At 49.1% G+C, this 15,898-nt stretch carries 17 protein-coding genes; 11 read left to right on the top strand and 6 right to left on the bottom strand.

What is annotated here, in order from left to right:
• The 5 genes from AB4Z33_RS23985 to AB4Z33_RS23965 form a co-directional block, all read right to left on the bottom strand.
• A partial coding sequence (locus tag AB4Z33_RS23985) for a phosphotransferase-like protein (RefSeq protein ID WP_442052312.1) occupies positions 1-149 on the bottom strand: 149 nt, incomplete at its 3' end.
• A gap of 179 nt (positions 150-328) precedes the next feature.
• Complete coding sequence (locus AB4Z33_RS23980; RefSeq protein ID WP_442052309.1) at positions 329-1,177, bottom strand: IS3 family transposase; 849 nt, start codon at positions 1,175-1,177, stop codon at positions 329-331.
• 26 nt (positions 1,178-1,203) lie between these two features.
• Positions 1,204-1,500, bottom strand: coding sequence for a transposase (locus AB4Z33_RS23975; protein WP_442052308.1), 297 nt, complete (start codon positions 1,498-1,500; stop codon positions 1,204-1,206).
• 102 nt (positions 1,501-1,602) lie between these two features.
• Positions 1,603-2,343, bottom strand: coding sequence for a twin-arginine translocase subunit TatC (gene tatC, locus AB4Z33_RS23970; protein ID WP_442052307.1), 741 nt, complete (start codon positions 2,341-2,343; stop codon positions 1,603-1,605).
• Between the two features lie 16 nt (positions 2,344-2,359).
• Positions 2,360-2,605, bottom strand: a complete 246-nt coding sequence (locus AB4Z33_RS23965; protein WP_442052306.1) for a MerR family transcriptional regulator — start codon at positions 2,603-2,605, stop codon at positions 2,360-2,362.
• A gap of 347 nt (positions 2,606-2,952) precedes the next feature.
• On the opposite strand from AB4Z33_RS23965, the gene AB4Z33_RS23960 reads away from it, so the two are divergent.
• The 9 genes from AB4Z33_RS23960 to murQ all read left to right on the top strand — a co-directional run bounded on the left by AB4Z33_RS23960 (position 2,953) and on the right by murQ (position 11,690).
• Positions 2,953-4,557: a flavin monoamine oxidase family protein gene (locus tag AB4Z33_RS23960; protein ID WP_442052305.1), complete on the top strand. Its 1,605-nt coding sequence runs from the start codon at positions 2,953-2,955 to the stop codon at positions 4,555-4,557.
• Between the two features lie 61 nt (positions 4,558-4,618).
• Positions 4,619-5,176, top strand: a complete 558-nt coding sequence (locus tag AB4Z33_RS23955; RefSeq protein ID WP_442052304.1) for a RidA family protein — start codon at positions 4,619-4,621, stop codon at positions 5,174-5,176.
• Between the two features lie 52 nt (positions 5,177-5,228).
• Positions 5,229-5,429 carry a twin-arginine translocase TatA/TatE family subunit gene (locus AB4Z33_RS23950; RefSeq protein ID WP_442052303.1) on the top strand — a complete coding sequence of 67 codons (201 nt, stop codon included), beginning with the start codon at positions 5,229-5,231 and terminating at the stop codon, positions 5,427-5,429.
• A gap of 255 nt (positions 5,430-5,684) precedes the next feature.
• Positions 5,685-6,998: an extracellular solute-binding protein gene (locus AB4Z33_RS23945; RefSeq protein WP_442052302.1), complete on the top strand. Its 1,314-nt coding sequence runs from the start codon at positions 5,685-5,687 to the stop codon at positions 6,996-6,998.
• A 67-nt stretch (positions 6,999-7,065) separates the two neighbouring features.
• Positions 7,066-7,965, top strand: a complete 900-nt coding sequence (locus AB4Z33_RS23940; protein WP_442052301.1) for a carbohydrate ABC transporter permease — start codon at positions 7,066-7,068, stop codon at positions 7,963-7,965.
• A gap of 15 nt (positions 7,966-7,980) precedes the next feature.
• Complete coding sequence (locus AB4Z33_RS23935; RefSeq protein ID WP_442052300.1) at positions 7,981-8,802, top strand: carbohydrate ABC transporter permease; 822 nt, start codon at positions 7,981-7,983, stop codon at positions 8,800-8,802.
• 55 nt (positions 8,803-8,857) lie between these two features.
• Entirely contained in the window at positions 8,858-9,688 is an 831-nt protein-coding gene (locus AB4Z33_RS23930; RefSeq protein ID WP_442052299.1) for a MurR/RpiR family transcriptional regulator, read from the top strand.
• Between the two features lie 24 nt (positions 9,689-9,712).
• Positions 9,713-10,696 (top strand): N-acetylglucosamine kinase, encoded by a 984-nt coding sequence (locus tag AB4Z33_RS23925; protein WP_442052298.1) that lies wholly within the window; start codon positions 9,713-9,715, stop codon positions 10,694-10,696.
• A gap of 70 nt (positions 10,697-10,766) precedes the next feature.
• Positions 10,767-11,690, top strand: coding sequence for an N-acetylmuramic acid 6-phosphate etherase (gene murQ / locus AB4Z33_RS23920; RefSeq protein ID WP_442052297.1), 924 nt, complete (start codon positions 10,767-10,769; stop codon positions 11,688-11,690).
• Between the two features lie 88 nt (positions 11,691-11,778).
• On the opposite strand, the gene AB4Z33_RS23915 is transcribed toward murQ, so the two are convergent.
• Positions 11,779-12,408, bottom strand: a complete 630-nt coding sequence (locus AB4Z33_RS23915; RefSeq protein WP_442052296.1) for a YfbR-like 5'-deoxynucleotidase — start codon at positions 12,406-12,408, stop codon at positions 11,779-11,781.
• 326 nt (positions 12,409-12,734) lie between these two features.
• Here AB4Z33_RS23915 and AB4Z33_RS23910 point away from each other — a divergent pair, with 326 nt between their 5' ends.
• A complete protein-coding gene (locus AB4Z33_RS23910) occupies positions 12,735-14,423 on the top strand; it encodes a sensor histidine kinase (RefSeq protein WP_442052295.1) in 1,689 nt (562 codons plus the stop codon).
• A complete protein-coding gene (locus AB4Z33_RS23905) occupies positions 14,420-15,799 on the top strand; it encodes a response regulator transcription factor (protein WP_442052294.1) in 1,380 nt (459 codons plus the stop codon). The genes AB4Z33_RS23910 and AB4Z33_RS23905 overlap by 4 nt, the downstream gene beginning before the upstream one ends.
• Positions 15,800-15,898 lie beyond the last annotated feature (99 nt).

Raw genomic sequence — 15,898 nt, 5'->3', positions numbered from 1 at the left:
CGGAGATAGTTATCGCCTATTGTATTCTCAAAAAGGTCATTTGCAACAACATAAAAAAATTCATCTGATTTTAACTGTATAGCATCTACTATAGATGTTTTCCCAGCACTAGTTACACCATTTAGAAATACGATTTTCCCTTTTTCCATCTTAATATACCTCTCTTATTCATGATCTTCAAAAAAGAATAATATGGTGACGGTGATTCCCTGATCTAATTTTCAGTATAACATTTGCACCAAAAAGTGGTGATGTAAAGAACTCTTATAATCAATCCTGCCAGTTAGCTTAATGAATTTCAGTCTAACATTTGATTTTTGTCTAACGATCATGCTGTAAATTGTAGTCGATACTCGATTGGTGTCTGTTTGTTTAATTTAATTTGAATCCGTTCATTATTGTAAAATTGAATGAACTCCTCAATTCGTTGTTGAGCCTCACTAATTGAACTAATATCATAGGGATAGAGTGCTTCCGTTTTCAAATGAGAGAAAAAACTCTCCATTGCGGCGTTGTCTATACAATTGCCCCGACGTGACATACTGATTTGGACGCCTACCGTAGGCAGTAGATCGTGGTAAACATGAGACGTATATTGGGAGCCCTGATCGCTATGGACGATTAGATCGGCTATCTTACCTGTAGCGTCTTTGTGTTCTTCAAAAGCTTTGCTAAAGGTGTCTAATACCAGCTCATTGTCATTTCTAGTGCTCATATGAAAGGCTACGATGTCTTTCCCACACAAATCCATTATGGCAGAAAGATATAGGCGCTGATCGCCTACACGGTACTGTGTAATGTCCGTAACCCACTTCTGATTTGGTTTTGTTGCCGTGAATTCACGATTCAGAAGATTTGGAGCAATTCTGCCGTCTGACTGCGCGGCCTGATACGTGTTGAAGTAAGGACGTTTAGCACGAATGATAGATCGAATACCCATTTCCTGCATGAGACGTAACACTTTCTTGTGGTTCACTGTATCTCCGTATTGACGCTCCAGTTCACCTTGAATCCTCCTGTAGCCATACTTTCGATCTCGCTGGAGATAAATATCTTTAATCCACTTCTTAATTTCGCCGTCTGGATCATCCATTTTACGCTTAAGGTAGCGATAGTAAGCACTTCGCCATACATCAAGTAATTCACAAAGAAGAGTCACCGAATACATTCCGGACATCTCCTCGATAATGGCATACTTGCCCTTTACACCTCCCGTTTCCAGATTTCTAAGCACTTTTTTAACACTGCATTCTCCCGTTTGAGCTGCTTGGTGTATAGGTCCTGATCGACATATTCTACCCTACGACCTCTATTATCCAATAATCCATATTCACCTTGTTTTCTAAACTTATAGACCCATTTACGAACCCTATCTTTATCTTGTATCCCATATTTCTCAGTAATTTGCCTATACGTCCACTTCTCCTCCTCATGTAACCGTACAGCTTCCTGCCTTATTTCCTTTGTATACGATTTATTTGGTTGTTCTTTCTTGCTCATAAAAAATCCCCCCTAAGCATCATCGGTTTCCCATGTGGGTTTTTCCAATGTCTACTATAAGGGGGGCACTTCATTATGACTGCTGGGCTTTTTTTTGATAGTCTACGCTACGCCCGGTTCAGCGGCCAATCGTTTGCGGTAGACGGATCCAGACAACCAAACGCTGATCTCGAATAAGGCGAGGAGCGGAATCAGAAGGAGGAAGTCCGAGACGATGTCAGGCGGCGTCATCAGATTGGAGCTGACGACCAAGATCAAATATGCGTAGCGGCGCGAGCGCTTGAGGCGATCCGGCGTGAGCAGGCCGATCCGCGTGAGGAACATGACGATGATCGGCAGCTCGAAGGCTGCGGCGATCGGGAGAACGATGTTCATCATAAACGCAAAGTATTCGGCGACGCCGTACGTTTCGGTCAGATTCAGATTCTCCGAGATGTTGTTAACGAAGGAGAAGCTCATCGGTAAGACGACAAAGTAGCCGAAGCAGCCTCCTACAAGGAAACAGATGACGCTGTACGGGATATAGCGGATCGTTGCTGCCCGTTCGTGAGGATATAACCCCTTCTTCACGAAGCTCCAGATGAGAGCAAGCGCAACGGGTAACGTTAGCGTTAAGGCGACGACCATGGCTATGATCATATAAATGCGTACACCGTCGAAAGGAGAAAAGGTATTCCATTCCATCTGTGAAGCCGGGGGCGCGCTCTTAATCGCATCGAAAATAAAAGGCGCTGCGAAAAGTCCGAGGGCCGTGCATCCGGCGAATACAGCGGCAATGATAATGATCTGTTTGCGCAGCTGGCTTAAGTGCTCCAAGAAGGACATCAAAAACGGGTTTCCCATTATACCATTCTCCTCTCTATGTTTCGATGGAATGAGCTGTTTCGGTCATGAGCGCTTTGCGCAGCTCGAACGTATGAAAGCCATCTCTTAGCTTTCGGTGAATCTCTTTTAATCGCTCAACGTCCTCGAACGAAAACTTCCTTGCCCCGCCAGAAGTACGATCTGGAAATACAAGCTGGCGGTCCTCGTAATATCGGATCTGCCTCTCCGTCAAGCCTGTCAATTGTCTGACCATACCAATGCTCATCACTTTGTAACTCATTGCTTCGCCTCCTGGATCGATTCATAGAATACTGGAAGAGTGAATTATGCAATAGATTGATGATAGATAAGGTGACATTTACTTTCTTATGGAAGAGATTTTAGCAAGGCGACTCGTAAATGACAATGATCTCCATGAACTAGTAATTTGGTATTTGGTATTTATTAGGCTGTAAATCTAGGATAACCAGCCTATATTCGTAAAATTTATCGTAGTTTCACAATATGCCAAAAATGATTTATGTCAGACTTTCTAACACGAAAATAGAAAACTGCCAATCGTCCATGCTATCTTGTCGTTGTGTGGTGGACAAAGCACATCGATGCTGAAGAATGGAGTGGAGACGAATGGAGTCGAATAAAACGCCAAACRAGATGTCGAGGCGCCAGTTTCTGGGTACGGTAGGGAAGCTCGGGGGAGGCGCTGCGGTATTCAGCGTCATGGGCACGCTGGGGTTACTGTCGCCCGAGACGCTGAAAGCGGCGGATTACGAGCCGCCTGACAAAAACGCGCTGTCGATGAGCAACCGCGGAGGTAAAAAAATCGTCATTCTCGGGGCGGGCATCGCCGGCATGACGGCGGCCTACGAGCTTGGCCAAGCTGGATTCGATTGCACCATTCTGGAAGCCCGTGCGCGATCAGGAGGACGAATCTGGTCGGTGCGCCGCGGTACGACGGTTACTGAAATCGGAGGAACGAAGCAGGTTGCGAGGTTCTCCGACGGACTTTACTTGAACGGCGGTCCGATGCGAATACCGCAGTTCCACGTCACGATGGAATACATCCGCAAGTTCGGTATTCCGATCGAGCCGTTCAACAACGTTAATGACCATGCTTATTATTATAACGAGAACGTCGGGGAGCTCTCCGGCAAGAAGGTTCGTAAACGAGAGGCAAAGGCTGACGTGCGTGGATATGTAAGCGAGCTGATGGCGAAGGCCGTGAATCAGAACGCGCTGGACAAGCCGCTGACAGCCGACGAGAAGGAGAAGCTGGTTGCTTACCTTCGCTCGGAAGGTGGATTGGATGCCGATCTGTTCTATAAAGGTTCGTCGAGGGGCGGGTATAAGGATGAGCCTGGGGCTCGCTTGGATGCCGGCGTCATCCGCGATCCATTCAGCATGAAAGCGATCCTGAATTCCGGCTTCGGCAACTACCTGAGCAGCGAATACGGCTACGACCAACAAATGATGATGTTCCACCCGGTAGGCGGCATGGATGCCATTCCGAAGGCGTTCGAGAAACGGCTTCAAGGCAAGATTCGTTTTCATTCCGAAGTATCGGAGATCAAGCAAAGCGAGAAGGGTGTCACGGTTACGTACAAAAATTTGGCCACAGGCGGATACCAGAATGTAGAAGGCGACTACTGTATCTGTACGATCCCATTGCCGGTTCTGAAGAAAATTAAAGCGGACTTCTCGCCAGAGATGAAAAATGCGATCGATAGCATCGGTTATGCCTCTGCTGGTAAAATCGGCTTGCAATTCAAGCGTCGCTTCTGGGAGGAAGACGATCAAATTTACGGCGGCAACACGCTGACTAACATGGATATTTCGTCCATCTATTATCCTCCTACCGGCTATATGCAGAAGAAGGGGTTGTTACTCGGCTATTATGCGTTCGGCGGCAGCGCGGACAAGCTTGGTGCGATGTCGTACCAGGAGCGCGAGACGCATGCGCTGGCTCAGGGCGCAAAGATCCATCCCCAATATCACAAGGAATTCGAAGCGTCGTTCTCCATCGATTGGAAGAAGATCAAGTATAACGAAGGGGGCTGGGTAGGTTATTCCGGCGATCAACGGAATACTGTCTATCCTACGCTCTGCAAACCCGACCGCAGAGTGTACTTGGCCGGGGAACATATTAGTTACGTCACGGCATGGATGGCAGGCGGCATTGAGTCGGCTAGAGCAGTCGTTACCGACATCAGTCAACGAGTCATGAAGGAGTAGGGAAGGAAATCGCTAGGACAAGGCAATTATACTTATTAATAAGTTGGAGGGATTCATACCTATGGCGATCAAGCGCAATATCAAAGTATTGATCGGGACAGCGATTCTGTCCTGCTTCATCGGTGCATCCGTGTACGCAGCAACTGTAACGCCGAATAAATTCCCGTTAACTCCGATACACGAGCCCGAATTTTACGGCAGCCCCAGCTCGTCCATCGCAAGCGCGGTAGCGCTCCCTGCCAGCTCCGCGACGTTCTCCACGAGCGGTACGGTGCCGCCTCTGCTGAACAAGGATGGCAAAACCATTTACGAGCGTTACGGAAATACGGAGAAACAAGCGGAAGGCATCATGAAAAATATTGAGAAACAATTGCAGGATCAAGGACTGTCGCTGAAGGATGTCATCTATCTGCGTGTTTACGTCACGCCGGACGCGGCTCTGCAGGGCAAGTTCGATTATACAGGTTGGTTCAACGCATACGCGAAGTTTTTTAATACCAAAGAAAATCCGACAAAGCCGGCCCGTTCTACGGTAGGCGTCGCTGGACTTGTGAGCGCCGATTGGCTGATCGAGATCGAAGCGGTCGCCGCTTACCCGATACCGCATAACCAGGATTGACCGACGGGCAGTTGGCCGATCTAACCTAAGACGAGGAAGGGGAAACGATTATATGCTGCAAAATATTGGTTTACCGGGATTACTAATGATTTTGGTCGTCGTACTCATCATATTTGGACCTTCAAAACTGCCGGAGCTCGGCCGCGCAGTCGGTCGGACGCTGCATGAGTTCAAATCATCAGCGAAGGAGCTCGTCTCCGATACGAAGGACGATGTCATCGAAACGCCGAAGGAAGCTGCCGGCAAGGGCTGACGATACAACCTTAATAGGATCTACCCGACCTCTCAAGGTCGGGTTTTCTGTTTTATTCATTTAATTCATACTTGACAGGTTGGTTAAGTGTGAATAAAATAAAGTTCATCAAGCGAGTTCATATTTTTTTGGCTCAATATGAAATAATGTTACATTAATAATAATACAAAATGAAACATTATTACAAATGAACCCGCTGACCAGACCGCTGGAAGCAGTGCTTGAAGAAACTGAACCATAACGGAGGGAATGAAAATGAAGAAGGCACTAATAATCGTATTCCTGGTTTCTATGCTCAGCGTGATTCTGGCGGGATGCGGAGGAACGGACAGCAATAACGGCGCGTCACAGAATCAATCGGAACCGGCAAGTACGGAAGCCGTCCAAGAAAACACGGGCAGCAAGGAGAAATTTAAGCTGAACCTCGCCATCTGGGATGAGAAGCTGAAGGATACCGTCAATCAGGTAATTGAGATTTATAAGCAGGATCATCCCGAGGCGGATGTGCAAGTTACGATAACGCCAGTCAAGGATTATTGGACAAAGACGCAATCGAGTCTCGTCGGAGGCGAGGGTCCCGATCTGTTCATGATGAACGGACCGAACTTCAATAAATTCGCATCGCTCGGCTTGCTCTCAGACCTGCAACCGCTTATTGAGAAAAACGGAGTGGACACTTCGGTGTATCCGCAAGGCATCAATGAGCTGTATAAGCTCGACGGCCATGCTTATGGCATTCCGTTCTACCTCGGCTCTATCGGATTGTTCTATAACAAGGAGCTGTTCGATCAAGCAGGCGTTCCGTATCCGGATGAAAGCTGGACGTGGGATACGCTGAAGGAGAAAGCAGCCCTATTGACCGATAAAGCCGCTAATAAATACGGTTATATTGCGGTAAACGCGGATCAAATCGGCTATTATCCTCTCATCCATCAAGCGGGCGGCAGTGTGATCAGCGCCGATAAGAAGACGTCGGGACTGAATTCAGAGGGCACGATCAAGGCGATTCAATTCATGAAGGATTTGATGGATCAGGGCATTTCTCCTTCCGCGCAGCAGCAATTGGAGACAGAGGCATTGCAAATCTTCGGCTCTGGCAACGCGGCCATGTATCCGGGAGGTTCGTTCGATGCCTTTAATCTAAACAAGTTGCTCGGCGACAAGCTGGGGGTTACGGTTCTTCCAAGCGGAGAGCAGAGCGGTTTCTATGTGCATGGTTCCAGCTGGGTCATTAATAAGCAGTCCAAGCATCAGCAGGAGGCATGGAAACTGCTGAATCTGCTGACAGGCAAAGCGGGTCAGGAGCTTCTGGGGAAAAACGCAATCAACTTCCCGGCTTATACTGATTATGTCGATCTGTGGGCGCAGTCGATTCCATCCTTGGACATGAAAGCGTTCGTCGTATCTCTCCCGGATGCGGTAGCTTATCCGGTATCGCAGAACACGTCGGAATGGCAGAAGGTAATGGCGGCATCCATAACGGAAGCATTAACCGGGACTGTTCCGGTCGAAGAGGCTCTATCCAAAGCCGCACAGCAGATGAACGAAATATTGAGCAGAGATAAATAGCAATGAGATTAAAGAAACCGAAGGGAGCAGCTAAGCCCCTTCGGTTTCCGATCGGGTTGGTGAGCGGATGAAACGAAAATTGGAAATGAGATGGGCGTATCTGTTCATCGCGCCTGCGCTGCTTGGGCTGTCCTTGTTCCACTTGCTTCCGGCTGCTGCATCCCTTGTGCTGTCCTTCACGGAATGGAACGGATTAACAAAGCCGATCTTCGTAGGTTTGGATAATTTCACAGCGCTGTTTCGTGACACTGAGTTTATTCAGTCGATTCGAAATACCGTTTACTTTACTGTAATTAGCGTGCCGGTATCGATCGGACTGGCTACAGTAGCTTCGATACTGCTGAATCAGCGTATAAGGGGATTATCGCTCTACCGCACCCTTTATTTTGTCCCTGTTGTTACGATGTCAACAGCCGTGGGACTGATCTGGAAGTGGCTGCTTAATGCGGAGTTCGGTCCTGTCAATTACGTATTGGGACTGCTTCATCTGCCGCAGCCGAACTGGTTGTCCGATCCATCGATGACCATGTTGTCCATCGTCATCGTCTCGATTTGGTCGACGGTGGGTTACTATATGATTATTTTGATCGCTGGTCTGCAAGGCATATCCGCAACCTATTACGAAGCCGCCGAAATGGATGGAGCGTCGAAGTGGTATCAGTTGTTCCGCATCACGCTGCCGCTGCTGACGCCAAGTCTGTTTTTCGTCCTGCTGATCGCTTTAATAAACAGCTTGCAGCTGTTCGACTATGTATTCGTTATGACAGGCGGCACGACCGGTACTTCGGGACCGAATCCCATGCTGCTGAATTCGACCCGTTCTATTGTCTATACGATCTATGATCAAGGCTTCGTTCTATTCCGAATGGGTTATGCATCGGCGCAGGCTGTCGTTTTATTCACTGCTATCTTGGCTTTCACGTTGGTACAGTTCGCGCTACAGAAAAAATGGGTTCACTATCAATAGAAAGGAGGCGACAAGATGAACCGAATGGCAAGCAAGGTCACCATCCATATCATTCTGATCGCAGGCGCATTCCTCATGTTTGTTCCGTTCTTATGGATGCTTGACACCGCATTGAAGACGTTCGAGGAGTCGATGCTGACGCCTCCGAAGCTGTTGCCGGATGTGATCCAGTGGTCTAACTTTGCGGAGGTATTCGCGAAAACCGATTATATCCGTTATTATTTCAATACAATCGTCGTGGCGCTGTCCAAGACAGTAGGGCAGTTGTTCTTCTGCTCGCTTGCGGCATTCGCGTTTGCGACAATGTCCTTCCCAGGTAAGAACACGTTGTTTTTCATTATCCTCTCCAATATGATGGTGCCGAGCCAGATTGTCATTATTCCTACATTTGTATTGATGAAGGAGCTTGGATGGCTGGATTCGTATAATGCCCTTATTGTTCCGGGGCTTGCGAGCGCGTTCGGGATTTTTCTGCTTCGTCAGTTTTTCCTATCTATTCCTCGGGAGCTGGGCGAAGCGGCTCAGATTGACGGCAGCTCTTATTTCCGAATCTATTGGAGTCTGTATCTGCCGCTGTCTCGTTCCGGGCTCGTGGCGCTGGCAATCTTCGTGCTGATTGCGTCTTGGAATGACTTCATTTGGCCGCTCATCCTGACGAATTCTGACGAGATGCGTGTATTGTCGCTGGCGGTAGCTAGCTTCGTTGGTGAATTTTCAACCGAATACCCGCTTATGATGGCGGCAGCCTTCATGGCTCTATTGCCCCTTGTTGTTCTTTTTTTGCTTYTGCAACGTTTTTTCATAGAGGGGATTGCGCTTACGGGTATGAAAAGCTAATGATATTAGGAAGAGGAAAGGCGGTGGTAGCAGAGTGACGCTAAAAGGGATRTTAATGAGCATAGAAGGCGCTTACGATTCCTTATCTTCGATGGAAAAGCAGGCAGCCAAATATATACTGGATCATCCGAACGAGGTTGTTAATATTTCCGTCCAGAGTTTGGCGCAGAAGACAAAGGTCGGGGAAGCGACTATTGTCAGGCTGTCCCGCTCGTTGAAATGCAAGGGATTCAAGGAATTGAAGCTGCGCATTGCGGCTGATTTGGCTCTTTCCGATACGAAGCAGGAGGAATACCAGCAGTTTCAAGTTGGTAGCTCGACGGAGGAGCTTATCTCCTCGGTGAGCGGCAGTAATCTGAAGTCCGTACAGGATTCGCTTACGGTGCTATCGCCGGAAGCTGTCGACCAAGCTGTTGGGAAGCTGCTGCAGGCGCGAAAGATCGGGGTGTTCGGCATCGGTCCGACTGCGCTGGTAGCGGAGGACTTTCAACTTAAAGCCTCGCGCATTAACAAATGGTGCGAGCTTGGAGCAAGCGGAGATATCCAGGCGATTATTGCCGCCAATCTGACAGACCAAGATGTCGTGCTTGGCATATCGCATTCCGGTCGTACGGAAGAGGTGCTGTATGCGCTTCAGGTCGCCAAGGCGAACGGCGCGGCAGTGATATCCTTAACCCAATTCGGTAATAGTCCGATTGCCGATATGTCGGATATAACGCTCTTCACGAGCACGATCGATCAGAATTTTCGGAACGGAGCGATGGCTTCCCGTATCGCCCAATTAAACGTTATCGATATTTTGTATGTCGGCATGGTTGCGGGCAGCTATGAGGAAAGTATTGCCTCGCTAGACCGTACGAAGCATGCTGTAAGGCGGAAGAAATAATGTAAGGCAAAGAGGTGCAAGAGCATGACAAGACCGGAGCAGAGTCTATATATTGGCATTGACGGCGGCGGCTCTAAGACTCTATGCGTCGTCGGGGACGGTACAGGTCAAGTAAGACATGTGGGTTATGGCGGGGCTACCAACGTCAAATCAAGCACCCGTGCAGAGACGGAGGCTATACTGCTTCAATTGCTAGAGGAGACGCTGACCCGCTGCGGCGCCTCAATGATGGATGTGGCAGGTCTATCACTTTGCTTAGCGGGCGGACACCGTCCGAGCGACAAAGCCGCTATGAAGCAATTCATGACTCCCTACTTCTCCCGTGAAACTCGAATCGTTGTGCAGAGCGACGCCGCTGCCGCATGGGCTGCCGGTACTTGGGGACAGCCCGGTATTGTATTGATAGCCGGAACCGGCTCTATCGCCTATGGCCGTCTCTCCCCTGAAAGCAGCGAGGAGAGAGCGGGAGGATGGGGATATTTGCTCGGCGATGAAGGCAGTGGTTTCGAGCTGTCGCGGAAGGCGCTGCAGGCCGTCATGCGTCATTATGATGGGCGCGGTCCGGCAACGTCCATGACTGAAGCTGTGCTGGCAAGGCTTGAACTGGATCAACCAGAGGCGCTAATTGATTGGCTTTATGGCCATCCTGCCATGCGCCGAGAGCTGGCGGCACTGTCCGATATCGTTATCCATGCGGCGATGAAAGGCGATTCCGTAGCCGAGACAATCGTTGCTGAAGCCGCCTGCGAGCTTAGAGAGCTGGTCCGTGCCGTTCGAAAGAGGCTGGGGGATGAAAGACTTCCTGTTATCGCGGCAGGAGGTTTGTTCTCGGCCCCCTATTTCTATTCCGCATTCATAGCGGCCTTGCAGCAGCGTGATAAGGAGGCAGGAGAGTGCCGTCTGCTGACGCTCCCGCCCGCCGTTGGCGCCTATTATTTGGCGCTGCATGAAGCGGGACTTGCTAGCCCGGCAACCGGGAAGATTATTGAAAGCTCGCTGAGGCTGTAGCTTCATTTCATAGCGTGGATGGCGTATTTTCTATTGAACTTAAGCTGGCCTAACAGTAGGAGGAGTCAAGATGCAGCAAGAAACGTCATCGTTATTGACTGAGCAGAGCAACGGCAGATCCCGGCACCTGGATCAGCTGCCCGTAGGCGAGATTATCCGCCTCATGAACGAGGAGGATCAGACCGTAGCTTTGCGAGTGAAAGAGGCGCTTCCTCATATTGAGAGAGCGATTGAGCAAATTGTTGCGAGACTAGAGAGTGGCGGAAAGCTATATTATTTCGGGGCAGGTTCTAGCGGCCGCATCGGCAGTTTGGATGCAACGGAGTGTCCTCCGACGTTCGGCGTTGACAGGGAGCTGTTCAATGCTGTCATCGCAGGCGGTCAAGAGGCCATGTTCCAAGCGGTTGAAGACGCCGAGGATGATGTGGAGGTCGGTAAGCTTGATGCCAGGAAGAGGCTTTCGGACAAGGACGTGTTCGTCGGATTGGCCGCAAGCGGAACGACGCCGTACGTGCTGGGCGCGATAAATGAAGCGAAACGAATTGGTGCGCTTACGGTAGCGATTGCATGCAACGTAGGAACGCCGCTCGGAGAGGAAGCCGATTATCCGATCGAAATACAGGTTGGACCGGAAATCATTGCGGGCTCTACCAGGCTCAAGGCAGGCACAAGCCAGAAGATGGTCGTCAATATGATTTCCTCGACGGTGATGATTCGTTTAGGTAAGGTATATCGCAATCTGATGGTCAATGTACAGGCGACCAACGAGAAATTGCGAAATCGTGTCGTGAGTATGGTGATGCAAGCGATCGAAGTAGATGAAGGGACTGCTCATGGGCTAGTTCAACAAGCAAACGGCGATGCGCGCATCGCGATTCTAATGCATAAATTCGGACTCCCGCCCGAAGAGATCGACGATCGATTAACGGCTTGCAATGGCCATTTTGGCCGTACGCTGCAGCAGCTAGAACAGCAATATCGCTTGCTTCCATAAAGAATAGCTCCCGTCCAAGGCTTCTCGCTGGTGGAGATGGGAGCGAATCATACGGACAACGCGAAGATCGTCATCGTTCGCGGTAAGGTTAAGCCCCCAAAGCCTCATTCGTAATTTTCTTAATATCAATAGGAGAATGAGAGCTTTCGTTAACAATATCCGGCAAGATATGCTCCAAGAAGTAATCCACGCAATGCAGCTTTATTTTCTTAATCTTAATAAGCGCTTCGCGATACATGATAACAAATTCTTTCTCGGTGTTTCCTCGTTGCAATTCAGTCAGAGCTTCGTACACTTGATCGAGCTTATCGGCCACTTCAAGAATGAGCCCTTCGACGGAGTCGTCCTTGCCTTCGCGCAGCTGTCTAAAGAAGATCGGCTTGAACTCCTCCGGAATATTTTCCTCAATAAAGAGTGCAATCATACCTTCCTCTACCTGCTGCAGCATGCCGCGAAGTTCCAGCGAAGAATGCTTGACGGGCGTTTTGATATCCCCGATAAAGATTTCGCCATAGTCATGGCTGCTCGTAATTTCGTAAAGCTTCTTCCAGTCGATCGCCACGCCATTGCTTTCCTCGATGTCGGCGAGCGTCTTGGCGTATTGGACAACCTTCCAAGAATGAGCGGATACGCTGTGCTCTTCGAATTTAAATTTCCCTGGACAACGAATAATACGCTCGAGATCGTTAAGAGATTGAAAATACGTATGAATTCCCACGACATATCATTCCTTTTCCATATATAATGTGCGGCATTACGGTCAGTATAGTGCTCATTTGTTAATGGGCGATTAATTGCAATCAGGAAATATATGAAAACTACACGAAATAAAAATTGTCCCCCTCATTCCGTATGATTTTCATACCTCATCCACTTCGTTTCAAGCTATGATATCATTAGCGGGTATTGTGCCCATTCAGCATGATTCGTACAGGAAAGGGTGGTATTTCCACACTTATGCGAATGAAACGATTAAACAATGTAACGTTCAAAAACAGAATTATTTTCATCTTTTTGATAAGCAGTTTAACCCCATTTATTTGTTTGGGTTTCATATCGTTTTACACGATCGATTCCATCATCGGCAATAAGGTGGAGAGCGCGCTGCAGAGCAATCTGAAGCAGGACCTGCTGACGCTGGAGAATGCGCTCAACAATCTCAATCACGTATCGCAGCAGTTTGCTTATGGCGGAGGCACGATTAAGCGGCTTGAAGAGCTCGAGACGGTACAGGAGCCCTACGAGAAACTGCGGCTGAACAATGAAATTCGGAGCGAATTGAACAATATTACGTTTTCGAATCCGAATATCGGCTTGCTGATGTATTACGATGCCGAGAATAAGGAGTACGACTTCGAGAACTTCCGCGTTCGCGGCGATTTCCAGCCGGATAAGCTGCCGATCTTGGCTCAATATTCGGAGATCACGTATTATGGTCCCCATATCAGCTACAACGGCTCGATTAATCAATATGTGTTCAGTATTATGCGTAAGGTTAATTTGCCGGATAAAGATATGTATTTATACATTGAGTCAGGCCGAAATGCGCTTACTTCTTTGTTCGCTCCGCAGAATCGGAAGGAAAGTTCGCGCCGCTTGCTGCTGCTTGATCCAACGGGAAAGATTGCATTCAGCGAAGTATCGGACTCTTTTGCCGTGCAGCGCCTATTCCCGGAGACGAATCCGAATGTGTTATCCGGCTATTCCGGCGGTTACTTTTGGAACAAGGAAGTAAGTAATCAAGGGTGGAGCATCGTATCCGTCGTTCCGGAGAAGGAGCTCAATCAGGAGCGAAACCGGTGGCTTCTTCAAATATCGGGCATTTTCTTCTTGTTCATTATTGTGGCTTTGTTCTTCGCTTGGCTGCTGTGGAAGATGGTCTATCGGCCGCTCGATAAGTTCCACCGGGAGATTAAGTCGCTCATTCATTCGAATGAGGGCGAGCATAAGGAGCAGACCTATATCCCGGAATTCGATTATTTGCTATACCAGACGCGCAGCATGAAACGGAAGATCTGGGCGCTCTACGAGGAAGTGGAGCAGAAGGAGAAGCGTAGAGCCGACCTGGAAGTGGAGAAGCTATTGTATCAAATTAATCCGCATTTCTTGATGAATACGCTCGATACGGTTCACTGGCTTGCCGTCATGAATGGTCAGAAGGATATCGACAAGCTGGTGCTCAGCCTGAACAAGCTGCTCTATTACAATCTCGGCAAAATGGGGGAGACGTCCACAATCGGCAACGAGATTGATGCGCTTAAGGAATATTTGCAGCTGCAGCAAATTCGTTACGACTTCCAGTTCGATGTCGATATCGACGTGGACGAGAAGAGCTTAGGGCTGCCGAGCCCTCGTTTCCTGCTGCAGCCGATGGTGGAGAACGCCCTCTATCATGGTGTAAGCGACGACGGTTATATCTATGTCGGAGTGATGCTGCAGGAGGACGGTCTTCTCATTACGATTCAAGATAACGGAGCGGGCATGACGAAAGAGATGATTGATCAGCTTTTGGACGACGATACAGAGGAAAGCGATAAGGTTGGAATGGGAATCGGAATGAAATACGTAAAGCGGATTCTAAAGGCTAATTACGGCAGTGAGTCCAAGCTTCAGATAAAGAGCGAGCAGGGTAAAGGAACAATCGTTTCCGTACGTCTACCCTTGCCTGCCGCCGATTCTGAGTCACTTGCCGCCATAGCAGCATCAGCACCAGGAGGTGAGCACCCCTTATGATCCGATTATTAATCGTGGACGATGACAAGCTTGTGCGTAAAGGCATTATCTCCTCGATGCCATGGCAGGATTTCGGCATGGAGATCGTAGGCGAGGCGAATAACGGAGAGAACGCGCTTAAGTTTATGGAGATGAATCCCATTGATCTGTTGATGACGGACTTGTCCATGCCGGTTATGTCCGGTATCGAGCTCATGCGAATCGTTCGGGAGAGATTCCCTTCGGTGCAGATCGTCGTGTTGTCGCTGCATCAGGATTTTGAATATATACAGGAGGCGCTGCGCCTAGGAGCCATTGACTATATAGCGAAAACCCAGCTTGAGCAAGAGCAGTTCGAGGAAGTGCTCGGCAGGATCGTCAAGCTGATGGAACGCAAGGATGGATTGAAAGTTGCTGCCGAGCATCAGGTGGACATGGTGACGCCAGCAGGCGGTCATCTATATGTGTATTATGCGCTAAGCGCAGGCACGGAGGAACTATCGGCGGATCAAGCGATTACTAGCAACGCGGCGGAGGCAGGCCCTGGCATTTGGTATACCTCGGAACCGCTGCCGCGGGCAACTATGCCTAATGCGAATATGGTCAGCATTCAATTCAGCGGTCTGGAAGGTATAGACCATAAGTCCATCATGCAAATGATTAGGGGATATGCCAAAAAGGATCTTTTCTACGATTATGAGCCCGAGAATGGCTTGCTCCATATCGATGCGGCGATCTATATGAATGGGGACAAGGCAACGAGCGGTATTCCACTCGATCAGATGAAGGAAAAGTGGGGAGCGGCGGATTGGATTTATGACGATGCAGTGTTCAGGTCGCAGCTATCCGAGCTGAAGGAGCTGAAGATGCCTCCGGTTCGCCTGGCCCGTATTTTCTACTCCTTATCTGACGAATGGAACAGGCTGTATCAAGCGATTTTGGCGGAACCGATCGCCATCGAGGATTTTTTCCCGAGCTGGTTCAGCTTCGAGAGGTGGCTTGCGGAGGTGCGGGAGCGGATCAGCCGCGCGGGCGCAAAGCCGTTATTCTCTCCGGAAATCCAGAACAGCATCGTGAAGGCGATGAATCTCGCGCAGCAGAACATTGGCGAACCGATCTCGTCTTCGGAGATCGCTCAGATGGTGAATATGAGCGGTAGCTACTTCAGCCAATGCTTCAAGCAGTACGTAGGTCAGACGTACACCGATTATGTGCGGGAAATCCGCATGGAGCGGGCGAAGGAATATTTGCGGAGCACGAACAAGACGATTCAGTGGATCGCCGAACAGATCGGATACAGCGACGAAAAATATTTCAGCCGCTTGTTCCGCGAGCATGCCGGCGTATTGCCAAGCGAGTATAGGCAAATGCCCGAGAGCCAAAGAATGAAACTATAGAGGGTAGATAACGTGCGAAAAGAGGATAGACATTTTTCGCGCGTTTCTTTATGCGGTAATGAAAATTTCTACCCTGATTGCGGAATGCTCTCTATCTCG

Source organism: Paenibacillus sp. 2TAB19 (genome assembly GCF_052115185.1).
In the GTDB taxonomy this organism is placed as follows: domain Bacteria; phylum Bacillota; class Bacilli; order Paenibacillales; family Paenibacillaceae; genus Pristimantibacillus.
The sequence above is the reverse complement of the archived record's forward strand: the minus strand, read 5'-3'. Positions and strand labels throughout refer to the sequence as shown.

Coding starts and splice junctions, on each gene's coding strand:
- AB4Z33_RS23955 (WP_442052304.1), top strand. CDS start 4,619: ATGGCGATCAAGCGCAATATCAAAGTATTGATCGGGACAGCGATTCTG.
- AB4Z33_RS23940 (WP_442052301.1), top strand. CDS start 7,066: ATGAAACGAAAATTGGAAATGAGATGGGCGTATCTGTTCATCGCGCCT.
- tatC (WP_442052307.1), bottom strand. CDS start 2,343: ATGGGAAACCCGTTTTTGATGTCCTTCTTGGAGCACTTAAGCCAGCTG.
- AB4Z33_RS23905 (WP_442052294.1), top strand. CDS start 14,420: ATGATCCGATTATTAATCGTGGACGATGACAAGCTTGTGCGTAAAGGC.
- AB4Z33_RS23945 (WP_442052302.1), top strand. CDS start 5,685: ATGAAGAAGGCACTAATAATCGTATTCCTGGTTTCTATGCTCAGCGTG.
- AB4Z33_RS23965 (WP_442052306.1), bottom strand. CDS start 2,605: ATGAGTTACAAAGTGATGAGCATTGGTATGGTCAGACAATTGACAGGC.
- AB4Z33_RS23925 (WP_442052298.1), top strand. CDS start 9,713: ATGACAAGACCGGAGCAGAGTCTATATATTGGCATTGACGGCGGCGGC.
- AB4Z33_RS23975 (WP_442052308.1), bottom strand. CDS start 1,500: ATGAGCAAGAAAGAACAACCAAATAAATCGTATACAAAGGAAATAAGG.
- murQ (WP_442052297.1), top strand. CDS start 10,767: ATGCAGCAAGAAACGTCATCGTTATTGACTGAGCAGAGCAACGGCAGA.
- AB4Z33_RS23980 (WP_442052309.1), bottom strand. CDS start 1,177: ATGTCCGGAATGTATTCGGTGACTCTTCTTTGTGAATTACTTGATGTA.
- AB4Z33_RS23950 (WP_442052303.1), top strand. CDS start 5,229: ATGCTGCAAAATATTGGTTTACCGGGATTACTAATGATTTTGGTCGTC.
- AB4Z33_RS23930 (WP_442052299.1), top strand. CDS start 8,858: ATGAGCATAGAAGGCGCTTACGATTCCTTATCTTCGATGGAAAAGCAG.